The following is a 25,219-nucleotide window of genomic DNA, read 5'->3' on the forward strand; positions in this document are numbered from 1 at the left end:
GCGAGCTGCCCGACTGCTGCATCAGCCGGCGCTGACGAGCCGCCGTTTGCTCGTGACGAGGTGCGGCGCTTTTGGCAATATACCGAGTTGAGCGCAACGCGCCGCTGGCGCCTCGGTTTTCAAAGCTCTTCCTATGCCCGATAGTCCACGCTACCGCGTGCTGGAGGTGCTGCACCAAGGTGCGGATACCGTCCTTTACCGCGCGCGGCGCGAGGAGGATGGCCGGCCGGTGGTGCTCAAGGTCCTGCGGCGCGATCACGCGAGCCCCCGCGCCCTCGGCCGGCTCCAGCACGAGCTCGAGATCGCCAGGGCGCTCGACGCGCCTGTCGTCGTCAAGGCCTATGGGATCGAGCCGTTCCGCGACCAGATGACCCTGGTCCTCGAGGACTTCGGCGGCCGCTCGCTCGACAGGCTGCTCGATGGCGACGGGCCGATGCGCCCGATGCGCCCGATGTCGATCGAGCGCTTCCTCCCCCTCGCCCTCCGCCTGACAGCCGCCCTCGCCGAGCTCCACCGGCGGCACGTCATCCACAAGGACATCAAGCCCCAGAACCTCCTCTACAACCCCGACACCGGCGAGGTGAAGATCACCGATCTCGGCATCGCCTCCCTCTTGCCGCGCGGGGCCCAGGAGCTCGCACACGCCGGGCTCATCGAGGGCACGCTCGCCTACTTGGCGCCAGAGCAGACAGGCCGCATGAACCGTCGGGTCGACGAGCGGACCGACCTGTACTCCCTCGGCGTCACCTTCTACGAGATGCTGACTGGCGCCCTGCCGTTCCAGGCCAGCGATCCCGTCGCGTGGGTCTATTGCCACATCGCCCAGGCGCCGCGGCCGCCGCACGCGCTCGTCCCATCGATTCCACCGCAGCTCTCCGCGGTCGTCCTCAAGCTGCTCTCCAAGGCCGCCGAGGAGCGTTACCAGAGCGCCCTCGGCCTGCGCCACGACCTCGACACGTGCTTTTCCCAGCTGCGGCAGAGCGGCGCCATCGATGCTTTCCCGCTCGGACAGCGCGACGTCTCCGATCGGTTCGAGGTCCCGCAGCGGCTCTATGGCCGCGAGCGCGAGCTAGGGGCCCTGCTCGCCGCGTTCGAGCGCGTGGTCGCGAGCGGCCGGCCAGAGCTCGTGCTCGTCTCGGGCTACTCGGGCATCGGCAAGTCATCGCTCGTCGCCGAGCTGCACAGGCCCGTCGTGCGCGAGCGCGGCTCCTTCCTCTCCGGAAAGTTCGAGCAGCTGAAGCGCGACGTCCCCTACGGCCCGCTCGCCAACGCCTTCCGGGGATTCGTGCAGGAGATCCTGAGCGCGAGCGAGGAGCAGCTCGAGCGCTGGCGAGAGCGCCTCCGCGAGGCCCTCGGCCAGAACGGCAGGCTGCTCACCGACGCGCTCCCGGAGCTCGAGCGCCTCCTCGGCCCGCAGCCGCCCGTGCCCGAGCTCCCGCTCGCCGAGGCCCAGAGCCGGCTCCTCGCGACCCTCCAGCGCTTCCTCGCCGCCTGCGGCTGGAAGGAACACCCCGTCGCCCTCTTCCTCGACGACCTGCAATGGGCCGACGCCGGCAGCCTCCTGCTCCTCGAGCAGCTCGCCACCCTTCCCGGCGACGCGCACCTCCTCGTGATAGGCGCTTACCGCGACAACGAGGTCGGCCCCGCGCACCCGCTCCGGCTCACGCTGGCCGACGTGCAGAAGCGCGGCGTCGCCATCTCCGAGCTCGTCCTCGCGCCGCTCTCCGCCGCCCATGTCGGGGCGCTCGTCGCCGAGGCGGTCCATTCACCCGAAGCGCAGGTCGAGCCGCTCTCACAGCTCGTCTACGAGAAGACCGGCGGCAACCCCTTCTTCGTGCTCCAGTTCCTCATCGCCCTGCACGAAGAGGGGCTCATCACCTTCGACGCCGACGAGGGCGCATGGCGGTGGGACATCGCCGCGATCCGCGACAAGGGCTTCACCGACAACGTCGTCGAGCTGATGGTGGGCAAACTGAAGCGGCTCTCGGCCCCTGCGCAGGACGCCCTCAAGCTCGCCGCCTGCCTCGGCAGCAGCGTGGACCTCGACACCCTCGCGATCATCGCGCGAAGGCCGGCGGAGGCCCTGCGCACGGCGCTCGAGGAGGCCGTGCGGGAGGGGCTGCTCCACGGCCGGGGCAGCGCCTATCGATTCCTCCATGACCGGGTGCAGCAAGCCGCAACCTCGCTCATCCCGACAGAGCAGCTCGCCGAGGTGCACCTCGGGATCGGCCGGCTGCTCCTCTCGGCGAAGCGCGCGGAGAAGCGCGACGAGGCGCTCTTCGATGTCGTCCGCCACCTCAACCGCGGCGCCGCGCTCATCCATTCCCGGGCCGAGCGCGACGAGGTCGCGGCGCTGAACCTCCGCGCCGGCAGGAGAGCCAAGGCCGCCGCCGCCTACGAGGCCGCTGCCGCCCTCTTCGACGCCGGCCTGGCCCTCCTCGCGCCAGATCCCCGCGAGCGCTGGGAGACTCGGTATGATCTGACCTACGACCTGACCTTCGAGCGCGCACACTGCGCGTACGTCCTCGGCAGCTTCGACGAGGCCGAGCGGCTCCTCGACGAGCTCATGGAGCGCGCGAGGACCACGAGCGAGCGAGCCGCCGCCGTCGAGCTCGCCGTCACGCTGAACGTCACCCGCGGGCAATGCGCGCGCGCCGTGGAGATCGGGCTCTCATGCCTCCGCGCCTGGGACATCGAGCTATCGCTCCCCATCACCGACGCGCAGGTCGAAGGAGAGACCGAGAGCGTCTGGGAAGCGCTGGGCGACCGGGCGATAGAGGACCTGATCCATCTGCCCCCCATGGCGCTTCCGGAGATCAAGGTCGCGATGCGCGTCCTGATGAGCGTGGTCCTCTCCGCGATCTTCGTGGACCGGAAGCTGCACTATCTGCTCCTCGTGCGCATGGTGAAGCTCAGCCTGCGCCACGGCAACGCCGAGAGCTCCCCCCACGCGTACGCCGCCTTCGCGCGGGTGCTCGGACCGCGGTTCGGGAGATACAACGAGGCTTACCTGTTCGGCAAGCTCGGCTGCGACCTGGCGGACAGGAGCCCCGCCCTCGCCACGAAGGGCGCGGTGCTCTTCCTGTTCGGGCAGTACATCGTCTTCTGGACGCGCCACTACCGAGAGACGTCTCCCTACAGGCGCACCAGCTACAGCGCCGCGGTCGAATCCGGCGATTGGAACCACGCGTGCTTCAACTGCATCTGGGCATCGGTGTTCCCGCTGCTCTCCGGTGAGCCGCTGGAGGACGTCCTCCACCTGACCGAGGACCGCCTCGCCTTCGTGCGGAAGGCCGGTTACGCCTTCGTTCATGGCGTCCTCCTCGGCGTCCACTACCTCGTGCAGACGCTGCGCGGGCGGCCGGCCCGCTTCTCGATGCTCGACGGATCCGATCTGGATCAGGCGGCCTTCGAGGCGCGGCTCCCTCCGGGAGCCTCGACCAGCGCTCACAGGTATTATTATAGCCTGAAGGCTCAGGCGCTCTTCGTCCTCGGCTCCCCCGGAGAGGCGCTCGCCGCGTCGACCCATCTGGTCGCCGATGACGACTGGAAGATGGATTCGAACGCGCTCGTCGCCGAGAACTTCTATTATCACGCGCTCGCGCTCGCCGCCTTGTTCGACGACGCGCGCGACGCGGCGACCTCGCCAGAGCGGGAGCTCCCGCAAGGGCTCCTCGCGTGCGAGCGGCAGCTCGGCGCGTGGGCCAGGAACGGCCCCGACAACTTCCTCCACAAACATGCGCTGGTCCGCGCCGAGATCGCCCGGCTCCTCGGGCGGGAGCACGAGGCCATCCGGCTCTACGAGCAGGCCATCTCGTCGGCGCGAGAGGGCGGCTTCGTCCAGCACGAGGCCATCGCCTGCGAGCTCGCCGCCCGGTTTTACCGCGTCCGCGGCCTGTCCACGTCGGCGGACGCCTACCTGCGAAGGGCCCGCTCTGGCTACTTCGCGTGGGGCGCCCACGCCAAGGTGGATCAGCTCGACCAGCGCTATCCCTTCCTCGCCCCGCGAAAGCCGATCGCCGCCACCGTCACCTTCGCCGTCCGCGCCGAGCAGTTCGACGTCCTGTCCGTCGTCAAGGCCTCTCAGAGCATCTCCGGCGAGCTCAAGCTCCCGCGCCTGCTCGCGACGCTCCTCCGCATCGTGGTCGAGCACGCTGGCGCCGGAGAGGGGGTTGTGCTCCTGGTCCGGGAAGATCGCCTGTCGACCGCGGCGGCGATCCAGGCCTCTGGAGGCGCGGCGCAGCAGCTCGACGCGGGCGAGGCGGAGGCGGCCGCGCTGCCGCAATCCATTCTCAACTACGTCCGCCGGAGCCACGAGCGCGTGCTGCTCGACGACGCTACCGGGCGGCACCCGTTCTCGGAGGACGCGTATTTCGCGCGCAAGAGGCCGAGATCGGTGCTGTGCCTGCCCATCGTGCGCCAGGCGCGGCTGCTCGGCCTGCTCTACCTGGAGAACCAGCTGGTGGCCGGCGCGTTCACCCCAGGGCGGCTCACCGTGATCGAGCTGCTCGCCTCGCAATCGGCCATCTCGCTCGAGAACGCCATGCTCTACGCCGATATCGAGCAGGAGAACACCGAGCGGCGGCGGGCGGAGCGAGAGCTCCGCGAGAGCCAGGCCACGTTGCAGGCCATCGTCGACAACTCCGCCGCGGCCATCTACCTCAAGGATCGCGACGGCCGCCACCTGCTTGCCAACCGGGAAGTGGGGCGCAGCCTCGGCATCCCGACAGAGCAGATCATCGGCAAGACGACCGCCGAGCTCTTGCCTGCCGCGGTCGCCGAGATCGTCGACGACCACGACCGGAAGGTGCTCGAGGCGGGCGTGCCGATGGAGTTCGAGGAGGAAGTGATGCTGGAGGACGGACTACACACCTTCCTTTCGGTCAAGGTCCCTCTCGGCGAGGACGTGATGTCCGGCGTGCTCTGCGGCGTCTCCACCGACATCACCGAGCGCAAGCGCGCCGAGCTCGCCGAGCGTTTCCTGGCCGACGCGAGCCGCAAGCTCATGGCCCTCGGCTACGGCGCCACCCTCGACAGCGTCGCGCAGCTCGCCGTGCCCGAGCTCGCCGACCGGTGCGTCATCGACGTGGACCTCGAAAGCCGCGCCCCGGGAAGCACGATCACCGCGGTCACCGCGGGCGTGCCGGACGAGCTCGCAGGCGCGGTGATGGACGCGCTGCGGCCCCTCTCGGCGGCTTCGGCGGCTCGCCCCGAGATAGGCGACGTCCGCGCCGCACCTCTCCTCGATCCGCTCGGCGTTCACTCCTTCCTCCGCGTCCCGCTCCTCGCGCGCGACCGGCGCTTCGGGGTCATGACCCTGCTGGCGACCGCGCCCCGACGCCGTTACGGCCCCGCCGACCTGTGGCTGGCCCAGGAGCTGGCGAGCCGCGCCGCGCTCGCGCTCGACAACAGCCGCCTGTTCGCCGAGGCCCAGGAGGCGATCGAGCGCCGCGACGAGTTCCTCCTCGTCGCCTCCCACGAGCTCAAGACACCGCTCACCTCGCTCACGATGCAAGCCCACCTGCTCGCCCGGCTCCTACCCCGCCTCCAGCGCGCCGAGGTCGCTCCGGAGCGCATCGACGCCGCGATCCAGGTCCTGAGCCGCCAGATCGCGCGCCTCGCCCACCTGGTCAACGAGCTGCTCGACGTCACCCGCCTGAACGCCGGCCGGCTCACCCTCGCGCGCGCGCCCCTCGACCTGGCGGCCCTGACGCGCGAGGTCGTCGAGCGGATGAGACAGCAGCTCGCCGATGCCCGCTGCCGCGCCGAGCTCGACCTGGAAGGGCCCGTGGTGGGCAACTGGGACGCTTCTCGCATGGAGCAGGTCCTCATCAACCTCCTGTCCAACGCGATGAAGTACGGCGCGGGGTCCCCCATTCACGTCGTCGTGCGCAGCCTGGAAGGCCGCGCGCTGCTCGTCGTCCGCGATCACGGCATGGGCATCGCCGAGGCCGATCAGGCGAGGATCTTCGAGCGCTTCGAGCGCGCCGTCTCCGTCCGCAACTTCGGCGGTCTCGGACTCGGCCTCTACATCGTGCGGTGGATCGTCACCTCCCACGGCGGCACCATCCGCGTCGAGAGCGCGCCGGGCGCGGGCGCCACGTTCGTCGTCGAGCTGCCTTTGCATGCGGCGGAGGCAGAGACGGACGGCCAGGGCGCCCTGCTCCCGCAGGCGTAGGCGCGCGCTGCGCGCTGCGTGCTCACTACCCGACTGCGCCTCAGCAGCTCCCTTTCCGTCCCCGCTATCGCCGTGCATGGACGACGGCGTCGCTGCAGGCGAGCCGGCGCGAGAACGCGGCTCCGTTTGCTCGTGACGAGGCGCACCGCTTTTGGCAGTGTAGCGAGTTGAGCCGCAACGCGTCGCTGGCGCCTCGGTTTTCAAAGCTCTTCCTATGCCCGATAGTCCACGCTACCGCGTGCTGGAGGTGCTGCACCAAGGTGCAGATACCGTCCTTTATCGCGCGCGGCGCGAGGAGGACGGCCGGCCGGTGGTGCTCAAGGCCCTGCGGCGCGACCACGCGAGCCCCCGCGCCCTCGGCAGGCTCCAGCACGAGCTCGCGGTCGCCAGAGCGCTCGATTCACCCGTCGTCATCAAGGCCCACGGCATCGAGCCGTTCCGCGACCAGATGACCCTGGTCCTCGAGGACTTCGGCGGCCGCTCGCTCGACCGGCTCCTCGATGGCGACGGGCCCATGCCCCTCGAGCGCTTCTTCCCGCTCGCCCTCCACCTCGCCGGCGCGCTCGCCGAGCTCCACCGACACCACGTCATCCACAAGGACATCAAGCCCCAGAACCTCCTCTACAACCCCGACACCGACGAGGTGAAGATCACCGATCTCGGCATCGCCTCCCTCTCGCCACGCGAGGCCCAGGAGCTCGCGCACGACGGGCTCATCGAGGGCACGCTCGCCTACATGGCGCCGGAGCAGACCGGCCGCATGAACCGCCACGTCGACGAGCGGACCGACCTGTACTCCCTCGGCATCGTCTTCCACGAGATGCTGACTGGCGCCCTGCCGTTCCAGGCCAGCGATCCCGTCGAGTGGGTCTATTGCCACATCGCCCAGGCCCCGCGGCCGCCGCACGCGCTCGTCTCCTCGATCCCACTGCAGCTCTCCGCGGTCGTCCTCAAGCTGCTCTCCAAGGCCGCCGAGGAGCGTTACCAGAGCGCCCTCGGCCTGCGCCACGACCTCGACACGTGCTTCTCACGGTGGCAGGCGAGCGGCTCCATTCAGCACTTCCCGCTCGGCGTGCGCGATCTCTCCGACCGGTTCCAGGTCCCGCAGCGGCTCTACGGCCGCGAGCGCGAGGTGGAGGCGCTGCGCGCCGCGTTCGAGCGCGTGGTCGCGAACGGCCGGCCAGAGCTCCTTCTCGTCTCGGGCTATTCGGGCATCGGCAAGTCCTCGCTCGTCGCCGAGCTGCACAGGCCCGTCGTGCGCGAGCGCGGCTTCTTCCTCTCCGGCAAGTTCGAGCAGCTGAAGCGCGATGTCCCTTACCACGCCTTTCTCCAGGCGTTCCGGGCGCTCTTGCGGGAGCTCCTGTGCGCGAGCGAGGAGCAGCTCGAGCGCTGGAGGCAGCGCCTCCGTGAGGCCCTCGGCCAGGACGGCGGTCTGCTTGCCGACGTGCTCCCCGAGCTCACGCTCCTCCTCGGCCCGCAGCCGCCCGTGCCCGAGCTCCCGCCCACCGAGGCCCAGAGCCGGCTGCTCGCCACGCTCCAGCGCTTCGTCGCCGCCTGCGCCCGGAAGGAGCACCCCGTCGCCCTCTTCCTCGACGACCTGCAATGGGCCGACGCGGCCAGCCTCCTCTTGCTCGAGCAGCTCGCCACCTATTCCGGCTCCGAGCACCTCCTGTTGATTGGCGCCTACCGCGACAACGAGGTCGGCCCCGCGCACCCGCTCCGGCTCACGCTGGCCGAGGTGCAGCAGCGCGGCGCCGCCGTCTCCGAGCTCGTCCTCGCGCCGCTCTCCGCCGCCCACGTCCGGGCGCTCGTCGCCGAGGCGGTCCACGCACCTGAAGCGCAGGTCGAGCCGATCGCGCAGCTCGTCTACGAGAAGACCGGCGGCAACCCCTTCTTCACGCTCCAGTTCCTCATCGCCCTCCACGAAGAGGGGCTCATCACCTTCGACGCCGAGCAGCGCGTATGGCGCTGGGACATCGCCGCGATCCGCGACAAGGGCTTCACCGACAACGTCGTCGAGCTGATGGCCGGCAAGCTCAAGCGGCTCTCGGCCCCTGCGCACGACGCGCTCAAGCTCGCCGCGTGCCTCGGCAGCAGCCTCGACCTCGAACCCCTCGCGGTGGTCGCGGGCCGTCCAGCGGCGGAGCTCCGCGACGCGCTCGAGGAGGCCGTGCGGGAGGGGCTGCTGCTCCGCCGGGGCTCTGGCTATCGCTTCCTCCATGACCGGGTGCAGCAAGCCGCGTATTCGCTCATCCCGGCAGAGCAGCTCGCCGACGTGCACCTCCGGATCGGCCAGCTGCTCTTGAAGGAGCGGCGCGCGGAGGAGCCCGACGAGGCGCTCTTCGACATCGTCGGCCACCTCAACCGCGGCGCCGCGCTCCTCCGTTCTCAGGCCGAGCGCGACGAGCTCGCCGCGCTGAACCTCCGCGCCGGCAGGAAGGCCAAGGCCGCCGCGGCCTACGAGGCCGCCGCCGCGCTCTTCGCCGCGGGCCTCTCCCTGCTCGCGCAGGCCTCTTGGGACGCGCAGCACGCGCTGGCCTACGACCTGACGCTCGAGCGCGCGCACGCCGCGTACATCACCGGCGGCTTCGACGAGGCCGAGCGGCTCCTGCAAGAGCTCATGGAGCGCGCGAGGACCAGGACCGAGACGGCCGCCGCCGTCGAGCTCATCGTCACGCTCCGTGTGACCCGCGGGCAATCCGTCCGCGCGGTGGAGATCGGCCTCTCGTGGCTCCGCGCCTGCGACATCGATCTTCCGCGCCTCCCCACCGACGCACAGCTCGAAGAGGAGACGAAGAGCGTCTGGCAGGCCCTGGGCGACCGGGCGATCGAGGACCTGATCCATCTGCCCCCCATGACCGACCGGGAGGTCAAGCTGACGATGGGTGTGCTGGAGGGCGCGGGCATCGCGGCGTCCTTCATGACCCCGAACCTGTACTTTCTCATCTTCCTGCGCATGGTCCAGCTCAGCCTGCGCCACGGCAACGCCGAGAGCTCCGCTGTCGCGTACACGTCGTTCGCGAGGATGTTCGGCCCGAGGTTCGGGCGATACCAGGAGGCCTATCGGTTCGGCAAGCTCGGCCACGACCTGGCGCAGAGGAGCGGCCTCCTCACCACGAAATCGATGGTGTTCGCCACCTTCGGACACCATGTCGTCTTCTGGACACGCCACTACCGAGAGACGTATCCCTACGGGCGCGCCGGCTTCAGCGCCGCGGTCGAGTCCGGCGCGCTGAGCATGGCGTGCTTCAACTGCGTATGGGACGCGCTGTTCCACCTGCTCTCTGGCGAGGCGCTCGAGGACGTGCTCCGCGAGGTCGACGAGCGGCTCGGCTTCGTGCGCAGCGCGGGTTTCGCGTTCGCGCACGGCGCCCTCCTCAGCGCCCACGCCATGATCCAGGCGCTGCGCGGGAGGCCGGTCTGCTTCGCCATGCTCGACGGCTCCGAGCTGGATCCTCCGGCCTTCGAGGCGCGGCTGCAGGAGGGAGCGCTGGAGACCACGCGCGAATTCTACTACAGCTTGAAGGCGCAAGCGCTCTTCGTGCTCGGCGCGCCCAGGGAGGCGCTCGACGCGGCGACCCGCGTCGTCACCGAGCAACCCTTCTGGAACCAGCCGCACGCGCTCATGGCCGAGAGCTTCTATGTTCTCGCGCTCTCGCTCGCGGCCCTCGTCGACGCGCCGCACGCGCCGCACGCGGAGCGGGATTCCCTGGCGCGGGAGCTCCCCGAGCAGCTGCTCGAGTGCGAGCGGCAGCTCGACGCGTGGGCCAGGAGCGGCCCCGACAATTTCCTCCACAAACACGCTTTGGTCCGCGCCGAGATCGCCCGGCTCCGCGGGCAGGATCTGGAGGCCATCGGGCTCTACGAGCAGGCCATCTCCTCGGCGCACGAGGGGGGCTTCGTCCAGCACGAGGCCATCGCCTGCGAGCTCGCCGCCCGGCTCTACCGCGACCGCGGCCTGTCCACGCCCGCAGACGCTTACCTCCAGAGGGCCCGCGCCGCCTATTTCCGCTGGGGCGCCCACGCCAAGGTCGATCAGCTCGACCAGCGGTATCCCTTCCTCGTCGAGCGAAAGCCGATCGCCCCCACCGTCACCTTCGCCGTCCGCGCCGAGCAGTTCGACGTCCTGTCGGTCGTCAAGGCCTCTCAGAGCATCTCCGGTGAGCTCAAGCTCCCGCGCCTGCTCGAGATGCTCCTGCGCACCATGGTCGAGCACGCGGGCGCCGAGCAGGGGTGCGTCCTCCTGATCCGGGGTGAACGCCTCTGGAGCGCGGCGATCGAAGCGCCGAGGGGTGCGGTGCGGATGCGCGACGCGGGCGAGGCGCCTTCGGCCGCCCTGCCGCAATCCATCCTCAACTACGTCCGCCGGAGCCACGAGCGCGTGCTGCTCGACGACGCCGCCGCCAGACACCCGTTCTCGGAGGACGAGTATTTCACGCGGAAGCGGCCGAGATCGGTGCTGTGCCTCCCGATCGTGCGCCAAACGCGGCTGCTCGGCCTGCTCTACCTGGAGAACAACCTCGTCACCGGCGCGTTCACCCCCGGGCGGCTCACCGTGCTCGAGCTGCTTGCGTCGCAATCGGCCATCTCGCTCGAGAACGCCATGCTCTATACCGATATCGAGCAGGAGAACGCCGAGCGACGCCGGGCGGAGCGCGAGCTCCGCGAGAGCCAGGCCACGCTGCAGGCCATCGTCGACAGCTCCGCCGCGGCCATCTTCCTGAAGGATCGCGAGGGTCGGTATCTGCTCGTCAACCGCCAGGCGAGCAGCGTCGCCGGCCTGCCGAGCCATCGGCTCCTCGGAAAGACCGACGCCGAGCTCTTGCCTGCTGCGCTCGCCGAGATCATCGGCAATCACGATCGGCGAGTGCTCGAGGCAGGCGAGCCGCTCGAGTTCGAGGAAGAGGTGGCGATGGAGGACGGGCTGCACACCTTCCTCTCGCTCAAGTTCCCTCTCGGCGAGGAGGTCATGCCCGGCGTGCTCTGCGGCATCTCCACCGACATCACCGAGCGCAAGCGCGCCGAGCTCGCCGAGCGTTTCCTTGCCGACGCGAGCCGCAAGCTCATGGCCCTCGGCTACGGCGCCACCCTAGAGAGCGTCGCGCAGCTCGCCGTGCCCGAGCTCGCCGACCGGTGCGTCATCGACGTGGACCTCACCCAGGACGCCCCGGGGCGAACGGTCACCGCGGGCATGCCGGCCGAGCTCGCGGGCGCCGTGGTGGACGCGCTGCGGGCCCTGACAGCGACCCCGCCGCACCGCCCCGAGGTGGGCGACGTCCGCGCCGCGCCGCTTCTCGAGCCGCTCGGCGTTCACTCCTTTCTCCGCGTCCCGCTCCTCGCGCGAGACCGGCGCTTCGGCGTCATGACCCTGCTGGCGGCCGCGCCCCGGCGCAGCTACGGCCCCACCGACCTGTGGATCGCCGAGGAGCTCGGGCTCCGGGCGGCGCTCGCCCTCGACAACGGCCGCCTGTTCGCCGAGGCCCAGGAGGCGATCGAGCGGCGCAACGAGTTCCTCCTCGTCGCATCGCACGAGCTCAAGACACCGCTCACCTCGCTCAAGATGCAGGCCCACCTCCTCGCCCGGCTCCTGCCTCGCTTGCAGCGCGCCGAGGTCGCTCCGGAGCGCATCGACGCCGCGATCCAGCTCCTCAACCGACAGATCGCGCGCCTCGCCCACCTGGTCAACGAGCTGCTCGACGTCACCCGCCTGAACGCCGGCCGGCTCACCCTCGCGCGCGCGCCCGTCGATCTGGCGGCCCTGACGCGTGAGGCTGTCGAGCGAATGAGGCAGCAGTTCGCGGACGCCCGCTGCCGCATCCAGCTCGATCTGGAAGAGCCCGTGGTCGGGCACTGGGATGCTTCTCGCGTGGAGCAAGTCGTCATCAACCTCCTGTCCAACGCGATGAAGTACGGCGCGGGGGCCCTCATTCACGTCGTCGTGCGCGGCCTGGAAGGCCGCGCGCGGCTCGTCGTCCGCGATCACGGCATCGGCATCGCGGAGACAGACCAGGCCAGGATCTTCGAGCGCTTCGAGCGCGCCGTCTCCGTCCGCAACTTCGGCGGCCTCGGCCTCGGCCTCTACATCGTTCGATGGATCGTCGCCTCCCACGGCGGCACCATCCGCGTCGAGAGCGCGCCAGGCGCGGGCGCTGCCTTCATCGTCGAGCTGCCTTTGCATGCGGCGGAGGCGGAGGCGGACGGCCAGGGCACCTTTCTCCCGCCGGCGTGAGCGTTCACCGGGAGCCGAAGCCGGCGCTGCTCCGCGCCGTTTGCTCGTGACGAGGCGCGGCGCTTTTGGCAGTGTACCGGGTTGACTGGCGACACGCCGCCGGCGCCCCGGCTTTCAAAGATCCTCCTATGCTCGATAGTCCACGTTACCGCGTGCTGGAGGTGCTGCACCAGGGTGCGGACACGATCCTCTACCGCGCGCGGCGCGAGGAGGACGGCCGGCCGGTGGTGCTCAAGGTCCTGCGGCGCGATCACGCGAGCCCCCGCGCCCTCCGCAGGCTCCAGCACGAGCTCGAGGTCGCCAGGGCACTGAAGTCGCCCGTCGTCGTCCAGGCCTACGGCATCGAGCCGTTCCGCGACCAGATGACCCTGGTCCTCGAGGACTTCGGCGGCCGCTCGCTCGACCGACTGCTCGATGGCGGCGGACCCATGCGCCCGATGCGCCCGATGTCGATCGAGCGCTTCTTCCCCCTCGCCCTCCGCCTCGCCGCCGCGCTCGCCGAGGTGCACCGGCGGCACGTCATTCACAAGGACATCAAGCCCCAGAACCTCCTCTACAACCCCGACACCGGCGAGGTGAAGATCACCGATCTCGGCATCGCCTCCCTCTCCGCGCGCGAGGCCCAGGAGCTCGCGCACGACGGGCTCATCGAGGGCACGCTCGCCTACATGGCGCCGGAGCAGACCGGCCGCATGAACCGCCGCGTCGACGAGCGGACCGATCTGTACTCCCTCGGCGTCACCTTCTACGAGATGCTGACTGGGACCCTGCCCTTCCAGGCCAGCGATCCCGTCGAGTGGGTCTATTGTCACATCGCCCAGGCGCCGCGGCCGCCGCACACGCTCGCCCCATCGATTCCACCGCAGCTCTCCGCCGTCGTCCTCAAGCTGCTCTCCAAGGCCGCCGAGGAGCGTTACCAGAGCGCACTCGGCCTGCGCCACGACCTCGACACGTGCTTTTCCCAGCTGCGCCAGAGCGGCGCCATCGAGGCCTTCCCGCTCGGACAGCGCGACGTCTCCGACCGGTTCCAGGTCCCGCAGCGGCTCTACGGCCGCGAGCGCGAGCTAGAGGCCCTGCTCGCCGCGTTCGAGCGGGTGGTCGCGAACGGCCGGCCAGAGCTCCTTCTCGTCTCGGGCTATTCGGGCATCGGCAAGTCGTCGCTCGTCGCCGAGCTGCACGGGCCCATCGTGCGCGAGCGCGGCTTCTTCCTTTCCGGCAAGTTCGATCAGCTCAAACGCGACGTCCCCTACCGCCCCCTCCTTCACGCCTTCCGGGGGCTCGTGCAGGAGATCCTCGGCGCGAGCGAGCAGCAGGTCGAGCGCTGGAGAGAGCGCCTCCGCGAGGCCCTCGGCGCGAGCGGCGTTCTGCTCACCGACATGCTCCCCGAGCTCGCCCTGCTCCTCGGCCCGCAGCCGCCCGTGCCCGAGCTCCCGCCCGCCGAGGCCCAGAGCCGGCTGCTCGCCACGCTCCAGCGCTTCGTCGCTGCCTGCGCCCGGAAGGAGCACCCCGTCGCCCTCTTCCTCGACGACCTGCAATGGGCCGACGCCGGCAGCCTCCTGCTCCTCGAGCAGCTCGCCACCCTCGCCGGCGACGCACACCTCCTGTTGATAGGCGCTTATCGCGACAACGAGGTCGGCCCCGCGCACCCGCTCCGGCTCACCTTGGCCGAGGTGCAGAAGCGCGGCGCCACCGTCGGCGACATCGTCCTCGAGCCGCTCTCCGTCGCCCACGTCCGGGCGCTCGTCGCCGAGGCGGTCCATGCGCCTGAAGCGCAGGTCGAGCCGCTCTCGCAGCTCGTCTACGAGAAGACCGGCGGCAACCCCTTCTTCGTGCTCCAGTTCCTCATCGCCCTGCACGAAGAGGGGCTCATCACCTTCGACACCGACGAGGGCGCATGGCGGTGGGACATCGCCGCCATCCGCGACAAGGGCTTCACCGACAACGTCGTCGAGCTGATGGTGGGCAAGCTGGAGCGGCTCCCCGTCGCCACGCGCGACGCCCTCAAGCTCGCCGCGTGCCTCGGCAGCAGCGTGGACCTCGACACCCTCGCGATCGTCGCGCGAAGGCCGGCGGAGGAGCTCCGCGAGGCGCTCGAGGAGGCCGTGCGGGAGGGGCTGCTGCTCCGCCGGGACAGCGCCTATCGATTCCTCCATGACCGGGTGCAGCAAGCCGCAACCTCGCTCATCCCGGCCGGACAGCTGGCCGAGGTGCACCTCCGGATCGGTCAGCTGCTCTTGAAGGCACGGCGCGCCGAAGAGCGCGAGGACGCGCTCTTCGATATCGTCGGCCACCTCAACCACGGCGCCGCGCTCCTCCGTTCCCAGGCCGAGCGCGACGAGCTCGCCGCCCTCAACCTCCGCGCCGGCAGGAAGGCCAAGGCCGCCGCCGCCTTCCAGTCCGCCGCTGTCCTCTTCGCCGCAGGACAGGCCCTCCTCGCGCAGGATCCCCGCGAGCGCTGGGAGACTCGGTACGAGCTGACCTACGATCTGAGCCTCGAGCGCGCGCACGCCGCCTACGCCATCGGCAGCTTCGAGGAGGCCGAGCAGCTGCTCGGGGAGCTCATGGAGCGCGCGAGGACCAAGATCGAGCGCGCCGCCGTCGTCGAGCTCGCCGTCACGCAGAACGTCACCCGCGGGCAGTGCGCCCGCGCCGTGGAGCTCGGGCTCTCGTGCCTCCGCGCCTGGGACATCGAGCTGTCGCTCCCCGTCACCGACGCGCAGGTCGAAGAAGAGACCGAGGGCGTCTGGCAGGCGCTGGGCGACCGGGAGATCGAAGCTCTGGTCGACCTGCCGCCCATGGATCACCCGGAGATCAAGGTCGCGATACGGCTCCTGATCGGCGTGGTGATCCCTGCCTTCTTCGTGGATCTGAAGCTGCACTATCTGCTGCTCGCGCGCATGGTCAAGCTCAGCCTGCGCCACGGCAACGCGGAGCGCTCCGCCCACGCGTACACCGCCTTCGCGCGGATGGTCGGCCCGCTGTTCGGGCGGTACCGTGAGGCTTACCTGTTCGGAAAGCTCGGCTACGATCTCGCGGACAGGGGCCACGCCCTCGCCACGAAGGGCGCGGTGTTCACCCTGTTCGGGCAGCAGGTCGTCTTCTGGACGCGCCACTACCGGGAGACCGGCTTCTATACGCGCCGCGGCTTCAACGCCGCGGTGGACGGCGGCGACTGGAACAACGCATGTTACAACTGCATCTGGGCAGCGATGTTCCCGCTGCTGTCTGGCGAGCCGCTGGAGGACGCCCTCCACCTGACCGAAGACCGCCTCGGCTTCGTGCGCAAGGCCGGTTACGCGTTCGTGTATGACGTCCTCCTTGGCGCACGGCACCTCATCCAGACGCTGCGCGGGCGGCCGGTCCATTATTCGATGCTCGACGGCGCCGAGCTGGATCAGGCGGCCTTCGAGGCGCGTCTCGACCGGGAGGGGGCGGTCGTCCCCCGCTGCTTCCACTTCAGCATGAAGGCTCAGGCGACGTTCGTCCTCGGCGCTCACCGGGAGGCGCTCGCGGCGACGACCCATGTGGTCGTCGATTACGACTGGAAGATGGACACGAACGCGCTGTACGCCGAGTGCTTCTATTATCGCGCGCTCGCGCTGGCCGCGCTCGTCGACGACGACGAGGACCGCGCGGCGGCGCCGTCGCCCCGGCCGGAGCTCCCGGACGGGCTGCTCGACTGCGAGCGGCAGCTCGGCGAGTGGGCCGCGAGCGGCCCCGACAACTTCCTCCACAAACACGCTTTGGTCCGCGCCGAGATCGCCCGGCTCCGCGGGCAGGATCTGGAGGCCATCGGGCTCTACGAGCAGGCCATCTCCTCGGCGCGGGAGGGCGGCTTCGTCCAGCACGAGGCCATCGCCTGCGAGCTCGCCGCCCGGCTCTACCGCGACCGCGGCCTGTCCACGCCCGCCGACGCTTACCTCCAGAAGGCCCGCGCCGCCTACTTCCGCTGGGGCGCCCACGCCAAGGTCGATCAGCTCGACCAGCGGTATCCCTTCCTCGTCGAGCGAAAGCCAATAGCCCCCACCGTCACCTTCGCCGTCCGGGCCGAGCAGTTCGACGTCCTCTCCGTCGTCAAGGCCTCTCAGAGCATCTCCGGCGAGCTCAAGCTCCCGCGCCTGCTCGAGATGCTGCTGCGCATCGTGGTCGAGCACGCGGGCGCCGGAGAGGGGCACGTGCTCCTGCTCCGGGAAGATCGCCTGTCGACAGCGGCGGCGATCGCCGCGTCCGGGGGCGCCGCGCGGCTGCTCGACGCGGGCGAGGCGGCGGCGGACGCGCTGCCGCAATCCATTCTCAACTATGTTCGCCGGAGCCACGAGCGCGTGCTGCTCGACGACGCCGCCGGGCGGCACCCGTTCTCGGAGGACGAGTATTTCACGCGGAAGCGGCCGAGATCGGTGCTGTGCCTCCCGATCGTGCGGCAAGCGCGGCTGCTCGGCCTGCTCTACCTGGAGAACAAGCTGGTGGCCGGCGCGTTCACCCCAGGGCGGCTCACCGTGCTCGAGCTGCTCGCCTCGCAATCGGCCATCTCGCTCGAGAACGCCATGCTCTATACCGATATCGAGCAGGAGAACGCCGAGCGGCGCCGGGCGGAGCGCGAGCTCCAGGCCAACCAGAAGACGCTCCAGGCCATCGTCGACAACTCCGCTGCAGCCATCTACCTCAAGGATCGCGACGGCCGGCACCTGCTCGTCAACCGGGAGGTGAGCCGCGCCCTCGGCAGGCCGGCCGAGCAGATCGTCGGAAAGACGACCGCCGAGCTCCTGCCTGCCGCGGTCGCCGAGTCCATCGACGACCACGACCGGAAGGTGCTCGACTCGGGCGAGCCGATGGAGTTCGAGGAGGAGGTGCTGATAGAGGGCGAGCTGCGCACCGGCCTGTCCGTCAAGTTCCCGCTCGGCGAGAACGTCATGCCCGGCGTGCTCTGCGGCATCACCACCGACATCACCGAGCGCAAACGCGCCGAGCTCGCCGAGCGCTTCCTCGCCGAGGCGAGCCGCAAGCTCATGGCCCTCGGCTACGGCGCCACCCTCGAGAGCGTGGCGCAGCTCGCCGTGCCCGAGCTGGCCGACTGGTGCGTCATCGCCGTGGACCTCGCTCGCAGCTCCCCGGACTCCCCGGGACACGCGGTCACCGCGGGCGTGCCGGCCGAGCTCGCAGCCGCGGTGATGGACGCGCTGCGGCCCCTGGCAGCGACCTCGCCGGAGCGCCCCGAGGTGGGTGACGTCCGCGCTGCGCCCCTCCTCGAGCCGCTCGGCGTTCGCTCCTTCCTCCGCGTCCCGCTCCTCGCGCGCGACCGGCGCTTCGGCGTCATGACCCTGCTGGCGGCCGCGCCGCGACGCCATTACCGCCCCGCCGACCTGTGGCTGGCCCAGGAGCTCGCGAGCCGCGCCGCGCTCGCCCTCGACAACAGCCGTCTGTTCGCCGAGGCCCAGCAGGCGATCGAGCGCCGCGACGAGTTCCTCCTCGTCGCCTCGCACGAGCTCAAGACACCGCTCACCTCGCTCAAGATGCAGGCTCACCTCCTCGCCCGGCTCCTGCCCCGCCTCCAGCGCGCCGAGGTCGCTCCGGAGCGCATCGACGCCGCGATCCAGGTCCTCAACCGCCAGATCGCGCGCCTTGCCCACCTGATCAACGAGCTGCTCGACGTCACCCGCCTGAACGCCGGCCGGCTCACCCTCGCGCGCGCGCCCGTCGATCTGGTTGCGCTGACGCGCGAGGTCGTCGAGCGGATGCACCAGCAGCTCGACGACGCCCGCTGCCGCACCGAGCTCGATCTGGAAGGCCCCGTGGTGGGCAGCTGGGATGCGACGCGCATGGAGCAGGTCCTCATCAATCTCCTGTCCAACGCGCTCAAGTACGGCGCGGGGGCCCCCATTCACGTCGTCGTGCGCGGCCTGGAAGGCCGCGCGCTGCTCATCGTCCGCGATCACGGCATGGGGATCGCCGAGGCCGATCAAGCCAGGATCTTCGAGCGCTTCGAGCGCGCCGTCTCCGTCCGCAACTTCGGTGGCCTAGGACTCGGCCTCTACATCGTGCGGTGGATCGTCACCTCCCACGGCGGCACCATCCGCGTCGAGAGCAAGCCGGGCGCGGGCGCCACGTTCATCATCGAGCTGCCTTTGCATGCGGCGGAGGCGGAGTCGGAGATGGCGGCGGACGGCCGAGGGGACGTGCTCCCACAGGCCTAGCTCCGCGTGCCAGAAATCCCGCCAGACAATCCGGTCGATCGCGCGCGGTCGCCGGAAACAGTAGCGATTTTGACAGTTTCCGCCTGTTTCGCCGCCGATGGCGGCTCCGGTGTGGCCCAACGGGGCGCCCTCTGCCGTCGCGTCGGCCGCGGTGAAGGGCCCGCGGCATCACCGGTCCACCGTACGGCCACGCTGCACGCGCTGGTTGACATAGAGAACCTTACGCGATCCGGCCCTCCTGGAAAAACGAGGCTATATCAATAGTTTATCTATGCATCGACGATGAGGCAGCCCTGAGGTCAAGGGCTTGAGCGCTCTCTTTGCGCGGCTGGCCGGCTTCGGCTCGGCAGCGGCGGCGCTCTGCGTCGTCAGTGCAGGTCGTTTTGGCATGGATGTCTTCCTTCGCCCCGGTCGTGGTCGTTCCGCTTGTGCTTGAGCGCCTTGTCGCGCCCGCAGGAGCGAGCTGTGGCTCGATCGACGATCCGCATTCACAGGCCGGCGGTCGCCCTGGTGCCTGGATGTACACTGGAGTCCGAAACGGGACCGTGGAGGCGCATTCTAAGGGACGGCATGTTCGACCCACAGGCCGATCACCCGCGCGCAGATAGGCGTTGCCTTGCTTGGTGATCGAGCCCAGCCGCTGCTTGTCGCGCCCCCCGGAGGTGTCCTCCAGGGGGACCAGGCCGAGATAGGAGGCGAGCTGGTGGGCGTGGTGAAAGCGCTTGGCTTCGTCCACCACCGAGACGAATGCGGCGGCGACGACCGCTGCTCCGAGCGGCTCTTTCTTGCGCGCTCCTCTCCGGAGCCTGGAGCCCCCGCCGGAGGCCTCCGTCCGCCCATCGCCCGCAGCTTTGTCCGGCTGGAGCGCTCGAGTGGCCCCGGGAGGTTACCCTCCCGGGGCTCCCACAGATCCGGACGTGCGGGACTACCGCATCCGGCTCTTCGTGACACGGCTTCGCTACGCGGCTTGGAAAGTACACCATGATGCGCGGTTGCGGGAGCGGATACCGCTCCAGCAGCTTCGCCATGCGCTCCCACGGCATGCGCGCCCGTTGCGAGCGGCGGTTCAGCCACTTGCACCAGACGCGCCGGGCCTCGTGCAGAAAGCGATCGAGGGCCTCGAAGTTCCCGGTGATCCCGTAATACCCGAAGTGGCCTCGCAGCTTCTGCGTGAGGATCTGCCACTGCCAGCGGACCGGCTGGTGCCGGTTCTCCCGACACCACTGGGCGACTCTCGCGAGCGCCCGCGTGAAGCGGTCGCAGGCCGTTCTCTGCCTCACCACCCAGTTCCCCTGCCGCGACCTCGCCCAGCAATGGGTGAAGCCCAGCAGATCGAAGGTCCCCGGCTTCGGGACCCTGCTCTCGCCCGACCGCGGCTGAAGCGCGGGCCGACGGAAGGGGACCAGCCGGGTCAAGGTTTACATGGCTTCCTCCTCACCAGGGCTTTCCTGGCGCACCGCAGGGGGAGTCAAGGGCGGCGGAGCCGGCGAGCTCCGCTCGCGAACCCTTGACGCCTCCGAGCACTCCAGCACCCTCGGCTGCCGATGGGCCGACCTCCACGGTGCTGCGGGCTGTCTTCGCAGGCCCCGCCGCGCGAACGCGTCGCGCAGAGGCTCGGGTCGGTGCGGTCGGCATCATGGGTCCAGGCGCCCCGTGGGCTGCCTCATTCCATCTAAGGGGCCGCCTGAACAGAGCAGCTTGCGGGCGCGCCGAAGGCGATATCGCGCTCGGGCGGCGAGAGATCGCCCAGGAGGGAGAGGTGAGCGCGTGCGCGCCCTTCCCCCCTCGCGGGCGAGGGGGGAAGGGCGCGCGACCGTGGCGGCCCGCGCGCGCAGGTGCCACACTAGCGCGCGAGCGCGCGCGGCAGTCCACACGCCTGTCGCTGCGCCCACGCGCCGTGTCGCAGAACGTCAGCCTGCAGCTGCTCCACCTCGCGCAGCGCGTCCGCGCGCGCGACGCGCACGTCGCGCGCGCGCCCGACCCCGCCCTGCAGGCCCTCAGCCCCGCGGCGCCGCTGCGGGCGCTCGTCGCGGAGCGCGCACGCGTCGGTGGGCTCGGCGCCGTCTTCGCGCTGGGCGACGGGCTTGACACGTTGACCTTCTCGCCAACGCTCTACCTGCTCGAGAGCGCCGCGAGCGTGGCACAGCTCGCGCATCGCTGGAGCGCGCTCGAGCGCGCGTGGGGCGTGCGCCACCAGACGCGGTTCGCGCTCGACGGCGACGGCGCCCTGCAGCTCGCGGCGCAGCCGTACGCCGGCGCGCTCGCCCCCACGAGCCAGACCGTGATGATCACCGGGGTGCTCGCCGCGTTGCTGCGCCGGATGGGCCACAGCGAACTCGTCGTCGCGGCGCGCGCCGCGCGCGGACCGTGGCGCGAGCTCGCCTGCGACGCCCGCTGGCTCGGGCCCGCGTCGCTTGCCGAGCCCCCGGTCGCGCTCCGCCTTGTGTGGTCGCGCCGGACCGCGCCGGCGCCGTCCGCGCGCCTGACGTTGCACCCACAGAGCGCCGCGGACGACCCGGTCGCCGCCACGCTCGCGGCGATCGCGCGCGAGCCGCACGCGCCGTGGACGCCGCAGGGCCTCGCGCACGCCACGCGCCAGTCGGTCCGCACGCTGCAACGCCGGCTCGCGGCACACAGCACCACTGCCTCGGCGCTCGCGCGCCGCGTGCGCACGCGCGACGCCACCGTCGCGATCGCCGGCTCGCTTCGACCGCTCACCGAGATCGCGCACGCGTACGGGTTCAGCGACGCGGCCCACCTGGCGCGCGAGTTCCGCGTCGCGTCGGGCATGCCGCCGAGCGCGTACCGCGCGGTCGCGCGCACGCGCTAGCACGCGCCCACGGCGCGGTGCGCGCGCGCTGCGGCCGACGATTGGCGCGCAGATTCAAGCCCGCCGCGCGCCCCGCTGCGAGGGTGAGCACGCACCGGCGAGCGACCATGCCCCCCCGGTGCAGAAAGGCACGCCCCCTCCGTATGAACCCCGAACGCAACAAGCAGATGCTGCTCGAGCTGTACGACGCCGTGGTCGGCAGGCACTGGGACGCCGTCCGCGCGCTGTTGACCGCCGACTTCGTCGACCACAACCCCGACGCGCGCGCCGCGCCCGGGGCGAACGGCTGCGAGGCCTTCATCGCCTATTTCCGCGACGGCGAGACGCCACTTCACGGCGCGCAGGTCGAGATCCAGCGTATGATCGCTGACGCCGAGTACGCCGTGGTGCACTACAAGCTCGTGAACCCGCGACGGCCGCGCGGCGTCGCGGTGGTCGACATCTTCCGCGTCGCCGACGGACGCTTCTGCGAGCACTGGGACGTGCTGCAGGACATCCCGGCCGACGCGCCGAACCCCCGCGCCATGTTCTGAGCGCGCCGCCTCGCACCCACGGCGGCGCGCGCCTACCCCTCGCCGAGTTGACAGCCGGTCACCAATCGGCGCACGACACGTCACGTCGTGCGCAGCGACCGGGCGCTATGGAACGGCTCAGCAGCTGGACAACAACTGCGGCAACTCGCTCGTGCCCGAAGATGGCTACGTGTACTTCCAGGGAGGACCGGCGCGCACGGGCTTTACCGGGTCAAGAAGGACACCACGGGCGTCGCCGAGCCGATGGACAATAACTGCGGAGCGTTCCTCATCGACGCGCCCTGCATCTACTTCCAGGGTGGTCCGAAGCGCACCGGCCTCTATCGGATGCTCGCCGGCGACCCTCACGGCATCGATCGACCACGTCCTACTATACTATCCATCCAGGGATCGCGTTCGCCGCCGGGGACCGCTTGGGTGCGCACCGCGACATCGGCGGTCAAGAAGCGACCCGCGTCCCCTCGGCGCCGCCGAGAGCGCGACCTTATGGCTGGGGGACGACCTCGTTCGTGGGGTTGCCGTCAATGTCGCCGACCACGTTGTTGGACCAATCAGCGTACGTACACGTCGCGCACGACGTCGTGTAACCCCAGTGGTTCGGGCCGAAGACGTTGTTGCGCAGGATCATGTCCTTGCCGTTCTCGGGGTAGAAGTCGTAGGCGCCGAGCGAGACGAAGTTGTCGTGGACATCGTAGTTCTGCAGCGTCGAGCCATCGACGCTCTGGGTGAAGAGCACGGCAGTGATGGCTTGCCAATAGTTCGGCACTTCGTTGCCCGTAGCGGCGTCGACGCCCGGCTCGAGTCGGTTGTGGCTGATTTCGAGCGGCCCGCTGCCCCCGTACGGGAAGACACCGCCCGTATGCGCAAGAGAGGGGTCCGCCAAGTGCGCGATGTAGTTGTCGTGCAACCAGCTCTGCTCGATGATGGTGTTTTGGCCGCAAAGGCACATGCCACCGGTATTGGCCGCGTCCACCCGGGTCAAGCGGATGGTACACGTCGCACAGGCGTTCACGGCATGCTCGGTAAGGGCGACGTTCGTACCTCCGGGACCGACCGGCTCGGGGCGAATGGTGGTATCGCTGATGTTCAACGTGAGCGGCGCGGACTCGTCGGCGTTGACCAGAATGCTGCGGTTCGTGGAGCCGGGCGGCGGCGCGATGATCGAATTGGTGATGTTGACCGTGCCGTGGCAGCCGGTGCCAATGTAAATGAACGCGTGGAAATACATGTGGTCCAGATTGACAGTGCCGTTGCAATCGTACAGATCCCACTCTTTGCTTTGGTCGTCGCTGGGCCACACTTCCGTGTACCCGGGCGGCACCGGGAGCTGGGGATCGGATTGGGCGTAGGTGCCCACGCCGGGTGCGCCGACGGTGAAGCGATCGGGGTAGCCCTTGGTGCTTGGCGCGTCGCCGCCTCCTGCTCCACCACCGCTTCCGGCGCTCGTGCCTCCGCCGCCGCTGCAGGCGATGCAGCCGCCGCTGACTCCGGTGCCTGAAGACATGGATGAGGAGCTGGACTTCATCTCGCCGTCACCGCACCCTGCGAGGAGGGCGCTCAGCAAGACCACCCCCGGCAAGCTCGGTCCGAGGCCTGCTGCAGGACGATTGGCCGCTCTCTTCATGAGATCTCCTTCGCTTTCGGGGACGTCGCGTCGCTCGTGATCGGATATACAGCCCGAGCAGTCCGCGGCCTGTTGCACGCCGGCTCTCACCCTCATGGGCCACTCGTTTTCAGGGTCATGGGGCCCGGAGGACGGACCGAAACGACTGTCCGTGAACGTGCCGCGTATCGAGGGCGGCGTCGAGCCAATTCATCAACGCCGGGTGCCTCGCGGGGGATTCGGCTGGCACCGTCAGCGAGGCGCGCCGGGTCGAGAGGGCGAGTCAGCGGCGACGAGCGCGAGGGTGGAGCTTATGCCGGTGCGCCCGCAATCACGCGCTCGCCCTGGCCGCACGCCGCCTGCGCGCCAGCGAGCCAAGCATCGCGCTGCCCTGCCCCGACGCGATGATCGGCGCCATGGCCGCGCTGCAGGTCTGGAAAAAGGGCTAGCTGAGCAGCATCACCGAGGCGTGCTGGTTGATGACCATGCAGGCGCCGTTGCCGTCGGTGAACTTGAGGTTGAACTAGAAGCCCAGCTTCGTGAAGAACGCCATCGAGCGCTTGAGATCGCTCACCGCCAGGTTGACGAAGAGGCCGCGCGTGTGGGCCGTGGTCATGGCGTCACCCCCTTGTTGTCGCAGTTGAACATCCATTGCACGCCGAACTTGTCGGTGACCTGGCCGTAGTGCGCGTTCCAGAAGGTGTCCTGGAGAGGCATGTCGACCTTGCCGCCGGCGGAAAGCGCGTCGAAGCGCGAGGCCATCTCGCTCTTGTCGGTGAAGTGCAGGCACACGTGCACGTTGCTGCCGGCCGGGAACGGAGTGCCGGGCATGGCGTCGCTGATCATCAGCACGCCCTCGCCGATGCGCAGCATCGCGTGCATGACGCGGTTCTTCACGGGCGAGTCGGCCGGGGTGCCGGGCACGTCGCCGAAGCGCATGATGCCGCCTTCGATCTTGGCCCCGAGCGCGCGCTCGTAGAGCTGGATGACCTGCTCGGCGTTGCCGTCGAAGATGAGGTACGGGTTCAGGTTCTTGATGGACATGGGCTTCTCCTGGAGTGGGCGTGAGGTTCAGCGGGACAGCGGGAGCAGCGCGCGCAGGCGCGCGTCGCGCAACCAGAGGCCGAGCCACAAGAGCGCGGCGATGTAGATGGGGAACAGCGTGTGGCTGAGCAGCGGGTGCCCGACGCGCAGGTGCGTGGCCACGGCGCCGCCGAGGTAGCCGGTCCACAGGAGGGCGCCGAGCACGCGCGTGCGGGGCACCAGGTAGGCCACCAGGCACACGGCCTGGAGGATGCCAAGCGTGTGGATGGCCTCGCCCGACCAGCCGAGGTCGGCGCTGTGCTTCGCGGCGGTCTCGGCGGCCAGCAGCTTGAAGCCGCCGTCGAAGGCCAAGAACAGCACCGCGAGGCCGCTCGCGACCCGGCCTCCCCACAGCGCGGCGCGGGACGGCGCCTCGCTGCGGACGTGGCTCGCAACAGTATGAAATTGCTGAGAAATTGCGGCACTCGCGGTCGTCATGGGCTCCCTCCGTTGCGTTCGTTTTGAGGGATAGACTCCGGGGCCGCGCTGAACTCATCGATGGGCCGCAAAAAAAGTTCGCGGGCCCCTCAGGGCAGGCATCGCGGCACGCCGAAGCGCGGGAACAGGTAGTC

9 protein-coding genes and 1 pseudogene are annotated in these 25,219 nt (G+C 70.0%); 6 read left to right on the forward strand and 4 right to left on the reverse strand.

Annotated elements, in window-relative coordinates; translation table 11 throughout:
- Nucleotides 1-133: 133 nt before the first annotated feature.
- The 3 genes from WMF12_RS28785 (at nucleotide 134) to WMF12_RS28795 (ending at nucleotide 18,598) form a co-directional block, all read left to right on the forward strand.
- Complete coding sequence (locus WMF12_RS28785) at nucleotides 134-6,178, forward strand: AAA family ATPase (protein ID WP_437850541.1); 6,045 nt, start codon at nucleotides 134-136, stop codon at nucleotides 6,176-6,178.
- Nucleotides 6,179-6,392: 214 nt separating this feature from the next.
- Nucleotides 6,393-12,407, forward strand: a complete 6,015-nt coding sequence (locus WMF12_RS28790; protein ID WP_437850543.1) for an AAA family ATPase — start codon at nucleotides 6,393-6,395, stop codon at nucleotides 12,405-12,407.
- Nucleotides 12,408-12,535: 128 nt separating this feature from the next.
- Nucleotides 12,536-18,598: an AAA family ATPase gene (locus WMF12_RS28795; protein WP_437850545.1), complete on the forward strand. Its 6,063-nt coding sequence runs from the start codon at nucleotides 12,536-12,538 to the stop codon at nucleotides 18,596-18,598.
- 265 nt (nucleotides 18,599-18,863) lie between these two features.
- Here the strand turns inward: WMF12_RS28795 and WMF12_RS28800 are convergent.
- Nucleotides 18,864-19,352: pseudogene (locus tag WMF12_RS28800) on the reverse strand (transposase); the annotation flags it as partial.
- Between the two features lie 494 nt (nucleotides 19,353-19,846).
- Between WMF12_RS28800 and WMF12_RS28805 the strand changes: the two are divergent.
- The 3 genes from WMF12_RS28805 (at nucleotide 19,847) to WMF12_RS28815 (ending at nucleotide 21,961) form a co-directional block, all read left to right on the forward strand.
- Nucleotides 19,847-19,978, forward strand: coding sequence for a hypothetical protein (locus WMF12_RS28805; protein ID WP_437850547.1), 132 nt, complete (start codon nucleotides 19,847-19,849; stop codon nucleotides 19,976-19,978).
- Nucleotides 19,979-20,357: 379 nt separating this feature from the next.
- Nucleotides 20,358-21,428: a helix-turn-helix transcriptional regulator gene (locus WMF12_RS28810; protein ID WP_437850549.1), complete on the forward strand. Its 1,071-nt coding sequence runs from the start codon at nucleotides 20,358-20,360 to the stop codon at nucleotides 21,426-21,428.
- 143 nt (nucleotides 21,429-21,571) lie between these two features.
- The gene (locus WMF12_RS28815) at nucleotides 21,572-21,961 is read left to right on the forward strand and encodes a nuclear transport factor 2 family protein (protein ID WP_437739903.1); all 390 of its coding nucleotides are present in this window, start codon (nucleotides 21,572-21,574) and stop codon (nucleotides 21,959-21,961) included.
- Between the two features lie 484 nt (nucleotides 21,962-22,445).
- Here WMF12_RS28815 and WMF12_RS28820 read toward each other — a convergent pair whose 3' ends face one another.
- The 3 genes from WMF12_RS28820 to WMF12_RS28830 all read right to left on the reverse strand — a co-directional run bounded on the left by WMF12_RS28820 (nucleotide 22,446) and on the right by WMF12_RS28830 (nucleotide 25,085).
- On the reverse strand, nucleotides 22,446-23,585 hold the full coding sequence (locus WMF12_RS28820) for a hypothetical protein (RefSeq protein WP_437850551.1): 1,140 nt from the start codon (nucleotides 23,583-23,585) through the stop codon (nucleotides 22,446-22,448).
- Nucleotides 23,586-24,176: 591 nt separating this feature from the next.
- Nucleotides 24,177-24,608 (reverse strand): VOC family protein, encoded by a 432-nt coding sequence (locus tag WMF12_RS28825; protein ID WP_437850553.1) that lies wholly within the window; start codon nucleotides 24,606-24,608, stop codon nucleotides 24,177-24,179.
- A 27-nt stretch (nucleotides 24,609-24,635) separates the two neighbouring features.
- Complete coding sequence (locus tag WMF12_RS28830) at nucleotides 24,636-25,085, reverse strand: DoxX family protein (RefSeq protein ID WP_437850555.1); 450 nt, start codon at nucleotides 25,083-25,085, stop codon at nucleotides 24,636-24,638.
- Nucleotides 25,086-25,219 lie beyond the last annotated feature (134 nt).

Source organism: Sorangium sp. So ce363 (genome assembly GCF_051520435.1).
In the GTDB taxonomy this organism is placed as follows: Bacteria; Myxococcota_A; Polyangia; order Polyangiales; family Polyangiaceae; genus Sorangium; species Sorangium cellulosum_B.

Bases quoted from the DNA above. Each gene is read 5' to 3' on its own strand.
- WMF12_RS28785 (WP_437850541.1), top strand. From the start codon at position 134: ATGCCCGATAGTCCACGCTACCGCGTGCTGGAGGTGCTGCACCAAGGT.
- WMF12_RS28790 (WP_437850543.1), top strand. From the start codon at position 6,393: ATGCCCGATAGTCCACGCTACCGCGTGCTGGAGGTGCTGCACCAAGGT.
- WMF12_RS28795 (WP_437850545.1), top strand. From the start codon at position 12,536: ATGCTCGATAGTCCACGTTACCGCGTGCTGGAGGTGCTGCACCAGGGT.
- WMF12_RS28815 (WP_437739903.1), top strand. From the start codon at position 21,572: ATGAACCCCGAACGCAACAAGCAGATGCTGCTCGAGCTGTACGACGCC.
- WMF12_RS28820 (WP_437850551.1), bottom strand. From the start codon at position 23,585: ATGAAGAGAGCGGCCAATCGTCCTGCAGCAGGCCTCGGACCGAGCTTG.
- WMF12_RS28825 (WP_437850553.1), bottom strand. From the start codon at position 24,608: ATGTCCATCAAGAACCTGAACCCGTACCTCATCTTCGACGGCAACGCC.
- WMF12_RS28830 (WP_437850555.1), bottom strand. From the start codon at position 25,085: ATGACGACCGCGAGTGCCGCAATTTCTCAGCAATTTCATACTGTTGCG.